The sequence below is a fragment of the Parahalioglobus pacificus genome, from assembly GCF_014652275.1.
GTDB lineage: Bacteria > Pseudomonadota > Gammaproteobacteria > Pseudomonadales > Halieaceae > Parahalioglobus > Parahalioglobus pacificus.
The window spans coordinates 1,291,272-1,304,757 of sequence record NZ_BMYM01000001.1; the positions used below are offsets into that span (position 1 = coordinate 1,291,272).

At 58.8% G+C, this 13,486-nt stretch carries 12 protein-coding genes; all 12 read right to left on the reverse strand.

The features are described 5' to 3' along the window. Positions 1 to 27 precede the first annotated feature (27 nt). Positions 28 to 735 (reverse strand): SPOR domain-containing protein, encoded by a 708-nt coding sequence (locus tag IE089_RS05995; RefSeq protein WP_189476182.1) that lies wholly within the window; start codon positions 733 to 735, stop codon positions 28 to 30. After that, positions 732 to 2,021, reverse strand: a complete 1,290-nt coding sequence (locus IE089_RS06000; protein WP_189476184.1) for a bifunctional folylpolyglutamate synthase/dihydrofolate synthase — start codon at positions 2,019 to 2,021, stop codon at positions 732 to 734. The genes IE089_RS05995 and IE089_RS06000 overlap by 4 nt, the downstream gene beginning before the upstream one ends. Next, entirely contained in the window at positions 2,014 to 2,961 is a 948-nt protein-coding gene (gene accD, locus IE089_RS06005; RefSeq protein ID WP_189476187.1) for an acetyl-CoA carboxylase, carboxyltransferase subunit beta, read from the reverse strand. The genes IE089_RS06000 and accD overlap by 8 nt, the downstream gene beginning before the upstream one ends. A gap of 45 nt (positions 2,962 to 3,006) precedes the next feature. Next, positions 3,007 to 3,828, reverse strand: coding sequence for a tryptophan synthase subunit alpha (trpA, locus tag IE089_RS06010; protein ID WP_189476190.1), 822 nt, complete (start codon positions 3,826 to 3,828; stop codon positions 3,007 to 3,009). Positions 3,829 to 3,841: 13 nt separating this feature from the next. Beyond that, positions 3,842 to 5,062, reverse strand: coding sequence for a tryptophan synthase subunit beta (gene trpB / locus IE089_RS06015; protein ID WP_189476193.1), 1,221 nt, complete (start codon positions 5,060 to 5,062; stop codon positions 3,842 to 3,844). Positions 5,063 to 5,081: 19 nt separating this feature from the next. Continuing rightward, on the reverse strand, positions 5,082 to 5,705 hold the full coding sequence (locus tag IE089_RS06020) for a phosphoribosylanthranilate isomerase (RefSeq protein WP_189476196.1): 624 nt from the start codon (positions 5,703 to 5,705) through the stop codon (positions 5,082 to 5,084). Between the two features lie 58 nt (positions 5,706 to 5,763). Then, on the reverse strand, positions 5,764 to 6,603 hold the full coding sequence (gene truA / locus IE089_RS06025) for a tRNA pseudouridine(38-40) synthase TruA (protein ID WP_229802601.1): 840 nt from the start codon (positions 6,601 to 6,603) through the stop codon (positions 5,764 to 5,766). Continuing rightward, complete coding sequence (locus IE089_RS06030) at positions 6,596 to 8,977, reverse strand: motility hub landmark protein FimV (RefSeq protein WP_189476202.1); 2,382 nt, start codon at positions 8,975 to 8,977, stop codon at positions 6,596 to 6,598. Before IE089_RS06030 ends, truA begins: the two co-directional genes overlap by 8 nt. Positions 8,978 to 9,204: 227 nt before the next feature. After that, complete coding sequence (locus IE089_RS06035; protein WP_189476205.1) at positions 9,205 to 10,230, reverse strand: aspartate-semialdehyde dehydrogenase; 1,026 nt, start codon at positions 10,228 to 10,230, stop codon at positions 9,205 to 9,207. Between the two features lie 11 nt (positions 10,231 to 10,241). After that, positions 10,242 to 11,321: a 3-isopropylmalate dehydrogenase gene (leuB, locus tag IE089_RS06040; RefSeq protein ID WP_189476207.1), complete on the reverse strand. Its 1,080-nt coding sequence runs from the start codon at positions 11,319 to 11,321 to the stop codon at positions 10,242 to 10,244. 11 nt (positions 11,322 to 11,332) lie between these two features. Continuing rightward, positions 11,333 to 11,986 (reverse strand): 3-isopropylmalate dehydratase small subunit, encoded by a 654-nt coding sequence (leuD, locus tag IE089_RS06045; protein ID WP_189476208.1) that lies wholly within the window; start codon positions 11,984 to 11,986, stop codon positions 11,333 to 11,335. Then, the gene (gene leuC, locus IE089_RS06050) at positions 11,983 to 13,416 is read right to left on the reverse strand and encodes a 3-isopropylmalate dehydratase large subunit (protein WP_189476210.1); all 1,434 of its coding nucleotides are present in this window, start codon (positions 13,414 to 13,416) and stop codon (positions 11,983 to 11,985) included. The genes leuD and leuC overlap by 4 nt, the downstream gene beginning before the upstream one ends. Positions 13,417 to 13,486 lie beyond the last annotated feature (70 nt).

A 13,486-nucleotide genomic window follows, 5' to 3' on the forward strand; every position in this document is an offset into this window, starting at 1 on the left:
GCGAGCCTCTGGGCGGCCCGGCTGGCATTAGGGCACATAACGCGCGATCAGCGACTGGACACCGAAGCTGGCATCCACCCGGGGCTTGATAGACTCTAGTTTGGCCTTTTCAAACTTCGGTCCGATGTAGACACGGTAGAGTGTCTTGTCGCCGCGCTTGATGGGTCTCACGTAGGCTTTCTCATCGACCCGCACCAGCTCGTCACGCAGTTGATTGGCTTTGTCTTTACTACTCACCGTTGCGACCTGGAGAATCCAGGCCACTGGAATACCCTGCGCATCCAGCGCCGGTTTCACAGGGGCTTCGCTGCGCGTCTGAGCAGGTTCGTTCGCCACACTTTGCAGGGGCTGTGATGTCTCCGCCGTCTCCGGGCGCGGCTGCTCTACCGGCGTTTCAGGCTCAGCCTCTGGCGTTTCATCCGGGTTCTTAATCGCCGTTTCAGACTCTGCATCGCCGTAACTTCCGAAGGTGAACGTGGGATCCAGCGACATACCGAATGTGGATTGCTCATCAGCGCGCACACTGTCTTGGGTTGTGCTGCGCTGTGCAGGCGTCAAGCCCGCTGCTGTGGGTGGCTCTATGGGCGTAGTGTCGACAACCGGCGGCTCTTCCATGGCGGTTGCCACCGCGCGCACATCATCCTCGGGCTGTACAAAAATGATCGGCCAAAATACAACACCCAGCGCCAGCAATATCAATGCGCCGATCAATCGTTGTTTCAGGATGGTATTCACGCTGTGTGATGTCTCGCCTGTTTCGCACGGTCTTTTTGCAAGCATGCCAGTGCAGCAGCCACAGTAAAGAAGGAACCGAACACGACCAACCGATCCCCCGTCTGCAGCAAGGTAAATACACGGCGCCAAGCCTGCCTCACATTCTTGCTGACACTGATCATATGGCCTCCAGATTCGTGCACGATGGCCGCCAGATCGCTGGCACGAGCAGCTCTGGCCACGCCGGGCAAGTCCGCCAGAAACCAGGCATCGAACCCTTCGCCACAGGCGCGAATCATACCATGAAGATCCTTGTCAGACATGGCGTTGAACAGCGCAATTGTTCTCCCCTCACAGGGATTTGAGATCAGATGCTCATGCAGTTTATGAACAGCCGCCGGGTTGTGGGCAACGTCCATCACCACATCAACCTCCTCATGGGCGACGTGTTGCAAGCGCCCGGTGACCTGCAGCGCCGACACGCTGGCCAACACCGGCGCTGCTGTAATATCCACGCCGGCCAACAGCAGCGCTTGCAGCGCTGCCCCCACGTTCTCGGCATACAGCGATGCAGGACCGTCGAGCATCAATGGCAGCGCCTCACCCGCGGCCTGCAGCTGTAACTTATGCCCGGCGCCGCTGGTTTCAGACTGCCAGTCTCGACCAATCACAAGGTATTGGGAGGCGGCACCCGGGCGCAGCAGACTATCCGGCGGCTCTCGGTCAGCAATGACTGCAGGGCTGTTGCTTCTCAAGATACCGGCTTTCTCGGCCCCGATCAGTTCACGGGTATCGCCCAGCCAGTCCTGGTGATCGAGGTCTATGCGCGTGATAACAGCGACTGTGGGGTCAACGATATTGACGGCGTCCAGACGCCCACCAAGGCCGACTTCAAGCACTGCCATTTCCACTCCCACCCGAGCAAACACGACAAGCGCAGCCAGGGTCGCCATCTCAAAATACGTGAGTGACACATTCGCGCGTGCGGCATCGATACTCGCAAATGCATCGGTGATCATGCCATCCGGCACAGGTAGGCCGTCGATGCGAATGCGCTCGTTAAAGGCGAGAAAGTGTGGTGATGTGTACACGCCCACTCGCGTACCTGCGGCAACCAGTCCCGCCTCGCACACGGCAGCCACAGAGCCTTTACCGTTGGTACCCGCTACCGTGATTACTGATGCGGGAAAAGGGAGTAAACCCAGCTGCTGAGCGACTGCGGTTACGCGATCAAGCCCAAGTTCTATCTCGGTGGGATGACGTGCTTCCAGTTCCTGCAGCCACTGGCTGAGAGAGCGTTCAGTCATCCAATGCGCGGACGGCTTGCTCTCCCGCCTGCAGCTCGCCGTCTTCAGCCAGTTCCAACTCAGTTGAGATGACCTCGGCAGGCGGCGCCTGGTCCGTCAGCTTGGCCAGAATACGCGCCAGGGTAGCGCGCATGTCATTGCGATGGACGATCATGTCGATGGCGCCGTGCTCGAGCAAAAACTCACTGCGCTGGAAACCCTTGGGCAGCTTCTGACGAATCGTCTGTTCAATGATATTCGGACCGGCAAAACCGGCCCTTGCATCGGGCTCCGCAACGTTGATATCGCCAAGCAGGGCCAGTGAAGCAGACACACCGCCATAAATCGGGTCCGTCATCACAGAAACGTAGGGCACGCTGGACTGCTTCATGCGCTCCAGAACCGCACTGGTCTTGGCCATCTGCATCAGGGAGATCAGCGCTTCCTGCATACGGGCGCCGCCGGACGCTGAGAAGCAAACAAGAGGCACGCCGTCCGACAGAGCCTGGCGGGCAGCGCGGGCAAACTTCTCGCCCACCGCGTAACCCATGGAGCCACCGTGAAAATTGAATTCGAATGCGACGGCAACTACCGGCATACCGGACAGCGCACCAGACATCGCAACCAGGGCGTCTTTCTCGCCAGTACTCTTCTGGGCGGCGTTCAACCGGTCTTTGTAGCGCTTCTTATCTTTGAATTTGAGTCGATCAACAGGCTCTATGTCGGCATAGATTTCCTCGCGGCCATCTTCATCCAGAAAGATATCGAGGCGTCTGCGCGCGCCAATGCGCATGTGGTGATCACACTTGGGGCAGACGTCGTTATTGCGCTCCAAATCGGGCCGGTACAGCACCGAATCGCATTTCACGCACTTCTTCCAAAGCCCTTCCGGAACACTGGCACGGTCGCTTGATTCGCTCTTGCGCACGCCAGCCGGCAGAATCTTGTCTATCCAGCTCATGTAACCCCCCCTGTAACGCGGCCATTATAGACCCGAGGCAAGGTCTCAGGAAGTTGTTCGATCTATTCCGGCGCGAATTTCCTGAACCAGGGCACCTGCCGCGGTGATGGCTGCTTCCGAAGACTCACCCTGCGCCAGAACATCTGCCACGCGCTGCACCAGTGCACTGCCCACAACCACGCCGTCTGCCACTTTGGCGACGGCCTCGGCAGAGTCCGCGTCTTTGATACCGAAGCCCACAGCAACGGGCAAAGTGGTATGAGCGCGAATACGCTCGACCTGACGTCTTACATCGTCGACGTCCAGATGCCCCGCCCCGGTTACGCCTTTAAGGGAAACGTAGTAAATGAATCCGCTGGCCTGACCAGCGATCAGGGGCAACCGCGGGTCTGGCGTTGTAGGTGCAATCAGAAAAATGTTGTCCATGCCGACGCGCTTGAGCTGTGCATTGACCTGGTCGACTTCCTCGGGGGGCACATCTACGGTCAACAATGCATCCACACCCGCCTCGCTGGCAGCATCGGCAAAGGCGGCATAACCCATGTATTCCACCGGGTTTGCGTAACCCATAAGGAGCAGCGGTGTGTCCTTATCGGTCTCGCGAAACTGTCGTACCAATTCCAGCACACCGCGAAGACGCATGCCGCTGTCCAGTGCGCGCTCGTGGCCCAGCTGTATCGTCGGACCTTCGGACATGGGGTCGGAGAACGGGACACCTAACTCCAGAATGTCGGCCCCGTTAGCAACCAGTGTATGCAGCAGCTCTGCGGTAACTTCCGGGGTGGGGTCACCGGCTACCACGTAGGTCACCAATGCCTTACGCCCCTGCTCGGCCAATGCTTGAAATCGGCCCGCTATACGGCTCACGCGTGTATTTCCCTTACAGTTCGATACCGTCAATTTCGGCGACGGTCAGAATATCTTTGTCCCCGCGCCCCGATAGATTCACGATAATCTGCTGATCCGGCGTCATCTGTGCAGCCAGTTTCTCTGCATAGGCCAGGGCGTGGGCGGTTTCCAGGGCCGGCATAATACCCTCAATCCGCGTTAATTTGTGGAACGCTGCCAGCGCTTCGTCATCATTGGCCGCCACATAGTTCACGCGACCAATGTCTTTAAGCCATGAATGCTCAGGTCCTACGCCAGGATAATCCAAGCCTGCGGATACCGAGTGGGTATGGATGATCTGGCCATCCTCGTCCTGCATCAGATAGGTGCGATTGCCATGGAGCACGCCGGGGATTCCCGCGGTGAGCGGCGCCGCATGCTGGCCAGTTTCAACGCCATGCCCGCCAGCTTCGACGCCATACATAGCGACTGACTCATCGGGCAGGAAGGGGTGAAACAACCCAATCGCATTCGAGCCGCCGCCTACACAGGCCACCAGCGCGTCGGGCAACTTGCCCGTCTGCGCCAGTGATTGAGCTCTAGCCTCTCTGCCGATCACGCACTGAAAGTCGCGCACCAGCATGGGGTACGGGTGAGGCCCCGCCACAGTGCCAATAATGTAAAAAGTGTCATCGACATTGGTGACCCAATCCCGCATCGCCTCATTCATGGCATCTTTGAGAGTGCGAGAGCCCGAGGTGACGGGAATCACCTCTGCGCCCAGCAATTTCATGCGATAGACATTCAGCGCCTGGCGCCGTACGTCCTCTTCACCCATAAAGACATGGCACTCAAGGCCCAGACGAGCCGCAATCGTAGCGCTGGCAACACCGTGCTGTCCCGCACCCGTCTCTGCGATGACGCGCTTCTTGCCCATATGCTTGGCCAGCAGCGCCTGCCCCACGGTGTTGTTCACCTTGTGAGCACCCGTGTGGTTCAGGTCTTCCCGCTTAAGGAAGATACGCGCACCGCCAGTTTGGTCTGACCAGCGACGGGCCTCATAAAGCGGTGACGGACGACCCACGTAGTGCGCCATGTCCTCGTCAAACTCACGCTGAAATTCAGCATCATCCGCCAACCTGCGGTATAACGCCTCCAGTTCAGCCAGCGCCGACATCAGCGTCTCGGCAACAAACTTGCCGCCATAGTCCCCAAAGCGCCCCTGCGCATCGGGCACCGAAGCGTATTGCTCTGGATTGATTTCACTGGTCATGGGAATCCCCTACCGCTATTTAAGTATTGGCCGCACGCACGGCCTCGCAAAATTTCTGTATCAATGCCGGATCTTTAACGCCTGGAGCACTTTCAACGCCGCCACTGACATCCACAGCTGCCGGTGACAGTCGGGTAATCGCATCACCCACGTTATCGGGCGACAAACCACCTGCAAGCACAATCGGTGTATCCAGCTGTGCGGCCAGCGACCAATTGAACACCTCGCCAGTACCACCGGGCACCCCGGGCTTATAACTGTCTAATAGGATGGCATCAGCACCGGAATACCGGTCTACGTCAGCTGCCAGCGACTGCGCCTCGCGCACCCGCAGCGCCTTCATCCACGGACGGTGATGCTGTAAGCACTGCTCGGGGGTTTCCTCACCGTGAAACTGCAGCATTCCCAAGGACACGGCCCCAAGAACATCGCGAATTGTCTCTGCTTGAGCATCAACAAACAGCCCCACCGCTGTAACAAATGGCGGCAAAACTTCGACAATGGCGGCCGCCTGTTCCGGTGTCACAGCTCTTGGACTCGGCGGGTAAAAAACCAGGCCTATGGCATCCGCACCACATTCAGCAGCAACGAGCGCATCCTCAGCGCGCGTAATTCCGCAAATCTTGATTCGAGTGAGTGCCACGCGCTTTTCTACTGAAAACTTCCAGCGAGCAATGATAACAGAAGCCGAGGCTGAGAACTTAGCCGGGCAGTAGCGCAGGCCCCGGCGGCGGTACGGGTAGATTGAAGGTATCGGGATAGCTGACCTCCACCAGGTACAAGCCTGCTGCAGGGGCAGTATCGGCGGCCACACGGCGATCGCCGGCCTCCAGCAGTTCTGCTACCCAGTTCGGGTGTGCCTGCCCGCTTCCTATCATCATCAAAGTGCCGGCAATATTGCGCACCATATGGTGCAGAAAGGCGTTCGCACGAAAATCGATAGCGATAAGTGCACCGTGCCGACTTACAGAGATTGCCTGCATATCACGCATCGGCGTCGAGGCCTGGCAACTGGCGGCGCGGAATGCACTGAAGTCGCGCTCACCCAGCATCTGCTGCGCGGCCTGATCCATCAAACTGGCATCCAGGGGCCTTCGCTGCCAAGTCACCAACCCATCCAACTGCGCAGGTCGTATCGCGCTATTGTAAATCAGGTACCGGTAACGTCTGGACGTGGCGCTGAATCGCGCGTGAAAGCCTGGCCCTACCTGCTGTGCCCAATGCAATCGCACGGACGCCGGCAGGCTGGCATTGGTGCCCAGCACCCACGCTTTGGGACTGCGACCGACGGGATCATCAAAATGAACAACCTGCCCAAAACCATGAACACCTGTATCAGTGCGGCCTGCACAGTGCACACGCACTGGCTCATTGGCAACGCGCGCAAGCGCTGCCTCTAGGGATTCCTGAACAGTATCAACATCGAGATGAGGTTGTGCTTGCCAGCCGCTGTAGTGTCGACCATCGTATTCCACCCGGCAGGCGACCCGGCTGCCAGCAGGCAGCGGGTCGGGCGAAAAGTGAGGGAATGCCTCAGTCAATGCGCGCCAGCAACTGCCTGGCTTCTTCCTGTTGCTCCTCGGTGCCGTCGCCCATGACTTCTTCGAGGATCTGGCGTGCGCCATCCCCATCGCCCATATCCATGTAGGCACGGGCAAGGTCTAGCTTGGTGGACATTTGATTGCCTTCCGCGGCGAACACCATGTCACCTTCATCGGCCTCGAAATCGCCGCTGAGGTCCAGGTCGTCGGCCATGTCTTGAGACTCACTGTCCTCGATTTCAAGGCCACCAAAGTCTGACTCAAACACCTCGGGATCGACCGTGTCATCAAAGTCAGCGGGACTGCCTATAGCGGGGCTGCCTCCAGCGGGGTTACCCACCGTGGGCACAGGGTCTGGCTCCTCGAATGCCGGGGCGCTTGAAGGCGCCTCGACTGCTGGTGCGGCAGACAGATTTGCGGTGGAGCGTCCACTGCCCATGACCGACTCCGCCGCCGCAATCATTGCGGTATCGCCACTGGCACGTATCTCGGTGAGCTGGCCGGCAGCTTCATCCCGATCACCCATATCGACGTAAAGCTCCAGCAACTTCAGGCGATAGGCCATATTGCCAGGCTCGTTGCCAAAAGCGGTCTTAAGCAGCTCAACCGCTTGAGCCTGCCGCCCGTAAGCAATGTAGATGTCTGCTTCTGCCAGTGCGTCGCCAGTCTCGCCCTCGGAAGCGTATTCGTCGTGGCGCTTTTCACCGTAGCCACGGCCGGTCCCTGTATCTTCCTCACTAGGTGTTTCGGCAACTGGCGCAGATTCGACTTCTACTTCGGGCTGCGGCTCCGACTCTGGCGCAGGTTCTACCGGCGCCACCACTTCTTTGCGCTTTGGTGCCACGGGCTGTGCATGCGTGGCTGTGGGTGCCATCACCGCCTCGTTGGAACCTGAGCGACGGCGCCACAGAATCAAACCTAGCAGCAGCGCAACCACGGCGCCGCCGGCAATGTACATCCACTGGGCAATACCGCCCTGTTGAGCAGGGGCATTACTGGTGATCTGGGTGGGCTTGGCTGGCGCCGCCTTGGGCACCGCTACAGGTTCCGGATTCGCTGTTGCGGCCTCTTCAGGAGCAGCATCAACGGCTGAAGCGGCTAGCTCCCCACCGGCAGCCTGTGCAACCTCTGTGACTTCTGCACCACCCTCGGCGGTTTGCGGGTCGCCAGCCATCGTCTGATCGCCCTCGACAGCCGCATTCCGACCATCTGCCATGAGATCTGCTGTATCTGTCTCAGGCTCTACAGCACTACTGCCGTTTGCCTCGGCCAGCGCAGCCTGGAGGGCGGCAATCTGCTCGTCTTTGAGGTCGACGATGCGCTGCAGGGTATCAACTCGCTCGGACATGGCGTCCAAACGGCCCTGGCTGTCAGCCGCCTCTAGCTGCGCTCGCTCCAGATCTTCCATCGATGCATCAGATGTGGCGCGGGCATCCGATGAATCGCCGCCCTGCTCCATGGCTGCAACGGGCTCAGCGGAGATACGCAGCGACGCCGCGGCGGTGACACCGGGCGCCGTATCGCGACTTGCCTGCCAATCCGCGTTTTGCTGGCGTACTTCAGCAAGCGCGTCCGCCAGATTGTCGGAGCTGATATCGTCAGCACTAGGCAGGTAAATAATGTAACCGGCCTTTATCTGGTTGATATTGCCGTTGATGAAAGCTTCGGGGTTCAGGCGCTGGATGTCCAACATGGCCTGGTGAACGCTGGTGCCGGCAGGGCGGCCCTGCGAAGCGATTTCCCAAAGGGTTTGGTCGCGTTTGACCATGTAGCGTGCACCCGCTGTAGGGTTACTCGCGGCGCTGCTACCAAAATCCCTGTTGGGCATTTCGCCCGGAGCCAGATTAGAGGCGCTGGTTTTGACCCGGGCACCGGAAGTGGCGGCCGGGTCAGTGGCTTTTTTTGCCGGCTCGGGCTCCCCTTCTACCTCTGCGACGCGCTGCGACGCAGACACCACAGGGTTCACAGTGTCAAACGCGGGTGGATCGACCAGCACAGTGTATTCGCGGAGCAGCCGCCCAGAAGGCCAGCGTGCTTCGACGATAAAGTCGAGATAGGGCTCGAGCACGGGGTCGTCCGAGGTCACGACGATAACGCCGCGGCCGCTCTGATCCACCTGCACGTCGAATTTGATACCGGTCAGGAAGTAGGCCCGATCGACGCCCATACGTTCAAAGTCGTCGGAAGTGGCCAGCCGAATGCGAATTTCGTCCGCCTGAAGCACGCCGGTATTGAGTAGATCAACCTGCGCTTTCAGGGGTTCATTGAGGAAGGACTCAAGGGTGAGTTCACCCAGTCCTAGCGCCCATACACTGGATGCGTTCAGGCACCCCAGCGTTAACAGTGCTGCCGCTAACTTGTTTTTACGAGCCATAACCACGCCTTATTATTCTCTCCAGAGCACCCCGGCAGCACCCCCTACAGCGCTGCCATCCCCAGGATTGTCGCGGGCCGGCCACCTAACAAAAAAAACGTGCCCCGTCAGGCGGTTACACTACGAGCTCAAAGTAGTGCTGTAGGTGCTTCCGTGCACTGGCGACAACCTCGATCTTCACCCAAGTATGTTCAATACCTTCATATTAATCAAGGTAATAAGTCCGTTTAATCAAGGTATGTCTCAATAAGGTTTTCGGCGATCTGGACACTGTTCAGAGCCGCTCCTTTTCGCACATTGTCGGCCACCACCCAGAGGTTCAAGCCCCGAGGGTGCGAGATATCCTCGCGAATACGGCCAACAAATACCGGGTCGTTACCAGCTGATTCGGTCACCGCCGTGGGATAACCCCCATCGGCGTGCTCGTCGATAACCGCCACACCGGGCGCCGCGGCCAGCATTACCCTGACCTCCTCAGCACTGATCGGGTCTACAGTCTCGATGTGGACCGCTTCGGAGTGACCGAAGAAGACCGGCACACGCACGCAGGTCGGGTTCACCTGTATAGAGGCATCATCGAAGATTTTCTGGGTTTCCCACACCATCTTCATTTCTTCCCGGGTATAGCCGTTGTCCTGAAAATTGTCTATGTGCGGCAAGGCATTGAACGCAATCTGCTTGGGGTACACCTCAGTCTCAATCGCCTGGCCATTGAGAAGCCGCGCTGTTTGACCCGCCAATTCCTCAATGGCCTCTTTACCTGTGCCGGACACCGCCTGGTAGGTACACACATTAATGCGCTCTATCCCGACCGCGTCGTAGATCGGCTTCAGGGCCACCAACATCTGGATGGTTGAGCAATTGGGATTAGCAATAATATTGCGCAAACTGTAGCCAGCCAGCGCCTCCGGATTCACCTCAGGCACCACGAGGGGGATGTCGGGGTCCTGGCGGAAGTGGGATGTGTTATCGATAACCACACAGCCAGCCTCCGCTGCCTTGGGAGCGTACTCGGCGGAGACACTGCCCCCTGCCGAGAACAGGCCGATCTGCACTGAGCTGAAATCGAACTCTGCAAGATCGGTAACACGCACTGAGCTGCCTTTAAACATCACGGTCTTGCCCGCTGATCGACTGCTGGCCAGCGGGTACAGATTGCGGACAGGGAAATTGCGCTCCTCGAGGATGGCTATCATTGCCTCCCCAACCGCTCCGGTTGCGCCGACAACGGCCACATCAAATTCTTTGCTCATAACGGGCCCTCTCAATTGTCCAGTGCGGCAACGACCGCATCGCCCATCGCGACGGTGTCTACCAGGGTGGTTCCTTCGGAATGAATATCAGCCGTGCGCAAGCCTTGATCGAGCACGGCGCTGACTGCGCCCTCGATGGCATCTGCGGCCGAAGGCGCAGCCAGTGTGTATCGCAGCATCATTGCCACCGAGAGGATGGTTGCCAATGGGTTGGCTTTGCCCCCCCCCGCGATATCGGGTGCCGACCCGTGGCAGGGCTCGTACATGCCTCGACCCTCCCGGTCCAGTGACGCTGAGGGGAGCATGCCGATGGAGCCTGTGAGCATGGCAGCAGCGTCCGAGAGAATATCGCCAAACATATTGCCGGTCACGATCACGTCAAACTGTTTGGGCGCGCGCACCAGCTGCATGGCAGCGTTATCAACATACATGTGACTGAGTTCAACATCCGGGTACTGGGGCGCAATGCGCTCAAGCACCTCGCGCCACAACACAGTGGCCTCCAGAACATTGGATTTATCCACGGAACAGACGCGACCGTCCCGCTTGCCCGCCAGGTCAAATGCCAGGTGCGCAATACGCTCAATCTCAGACTCGCTGTAGACGTAGGTGTTGTAGCCCTGACGCTCGCCGTTCTCGAGAGTACGAATACCTCGGGGTTCACCAAAGTAGATGCCGCCTGTGAGCTCGCGCACGATCAGGATGTCCAGCCCGGAGACCACCTCGGGTTTCAGGCTGGATGCTTCAACCAACTGTGGGTAGAGAATGGCGGGGCGCAGGTTGCCGAACAATTGCAACTGGGAGCGGATAGCCAGCAGACCTCGCTCGGGCCTGAGTTCTCGCTCCACACCGTCCCACTTTGGGCCACCAACGGCACCCAGAAGAATGGCATCTGCGCTGCGAGCCGCAGCGAGGGTTTCTTCCGGCAATGGCACGCCATGCACGTCCAGCGCCGCGCCCCCGATCAAACCATGCTCAAGAGCGAGTTCCAGGTCGTACTGCTGGTTAACACGCCGCAGCACCTTCTCTGCTTCGGCCATGATTTCGGGGCCAATGTAGTCCCCAGGCAAAATTAAAATGCGCTTCGTCATCGCCTTCTCCCTTATCGACTGCCGATCACATCAAACAGCCACGGCGCGCGCTGTCGCAACCCGGCCTCGTAATGCCTGATGGCGTCGGCACTCTTGAGCGTAATGCCTATATCGTCCAAGCCGTTTACCGTGCAGTCCTTGCGGAAGGCATCGACCTCAAACGCGATGGATTCACCCTCTGGCGTACGGATGAGTTGGTTCGGTAAGTCAACTTCCAGCGCGTAGCCCTCGTTCGCGTACATCGCCTGAAACAGCCCATCGACAATCTCTGCATCCAGCGCAATCGGCAACATGCCGTTCTTGAAACAGTTATTGAAGAAGATGTCCGCAAAACTGGGGGCAATGATGCAGCGAAAGCCGTAATCCTCCAGCGCCCAGGGAGCGTGCTCACGGCTGGAGCCACAGCCAAAGTTTTCCCTGGCCAGCAGAACCGAGGCACCGGCATAGCGTGGGAAGTTCAGCGGAAACTCATCGTTCACCGGCCGACCACTGCAATCTTCACCCGGCTGCCCCTCATCGAGGTAGCGAAGCTCATCGAACAAATTAGGGCCAAAGCCTGAACGCTTGATCGATTTCAGAAACTGCTTCGGGATAATGAGATCGGTGTCTACGTTGGCCCTGTCCATCGGCGCGACCAAACCACTGTGTACTGTAAACGGCTTCATGCTGCGCCCTCTATCAATTCACGCACATCCACAAAGTGACCTGCAACAGCAGCGGCGGCCGCCATCGCGGGGCTGACTAAATGGGTGCGCCCGCCAAAGCCCTGCCGACCCTCAAAATTTCGATTGGACGTAGAGGCGCAATGCTCCCCTGCCCCCAATTTGTCGGCGTTCATCGCAAGACACATTGAGCACCCGGGCTCACGCCACTCCATACCTGCATCCATGAACACCTTGTCCAAACCCTCGGCCTCGGCTTGCGCCTTGACCTCGCCGGAGCCGGGGACAATCAGTACCTGTTTGACGGAGGCTGCTTTGCTTCGCCCGCGAACTACGTTTGCGGCTTCGCGAAGGTCTTCAATCCGGCTGTTTGTGCAAGAACCAATAAATACGCGATCAGGTCGTATCTCACTGATCGCCTGACCGGCCTCAAGCCCCATGTATTCCAGGGCCCGCTCGCAGGCGCTGCGCTTAACCGGGTCTTCGAAGTCCTGGGGCCCAGGAACCAAAGCATCGATGGGCAACACCATTTCCGGGGATGTGCCCCAGGTCACTTGCGGCTTAATAGCGGCGCCTTCCAGTACCACCACGCGATCGAACTCAGCGTCGTCATCGCTGTGCAAATCCCGCCAGGCTGCCTCAGCCGCGGTCCATTGCTCACCCGAAGGCGCATAGGGACGTCCCTTCACATAATCCAGGGTCACGTCATCAACGGCGATCATGCCCATGCGGGCACCGGCTTCGATGGACATGTTGCACAAGGTCATACGGCCTTCCATAGACAGGGCGCGCACCGCCTCGCCGCCGAACTCGATAGCGAAACCGGTACCGCCAGCCGTGCCGATCTCGCCAATAATGGCAAGCGCGATGTCCTTGGCGGTCACACCGGGCTGTACCTGCCCGTCGACCCTGATCAGCAGGTTTTTCATTTTTTTCTGAATCAGGCACTGGGTGGCCAATACATGTTCCACCTCGGAAGTGCCAATGCCGTGCGCCAGGGCGCCCAGCGCACCGTGCGTCGAGGTGTGTGAATCACCGCAAACCACCGTCATACCCGGCAGCGTCGCCCCTTGCTCGGGCCCCACTACATGAACAATGCCCTGGCGCCTATCGTTGATAGGGATCTCGACGATATCGAAGGCATCACAGTTCTCATCCAGCGTTTGCACCTGCAATCGGGATACAGGATCGGCAATCGCGGCAACACCACCGGCTCGTTCCGCCTTCTCGGTGGGTACATTGTGATCGGGCACTGCGAGGTTGGCGTCCCGCCGCCAGGGCTCTCGACCTGCAAGGCGCAGACCTTCAAACGCCTGCGGGGACGTGACTTCGTGGATCAGGTGCCTGTCGATGTAGATCAACGCCGTGCCATCATCGCGCTGCTCCACAAGATGCAACTGCCACAGCTTGTCGTAAAGGGTTTTTCCGGCCATCGCTAAATCTCCTGCCTGCGCGGCATGAACCAAAATCGAGGGCAAGCTTACGCTTGCAACTTGGATTACT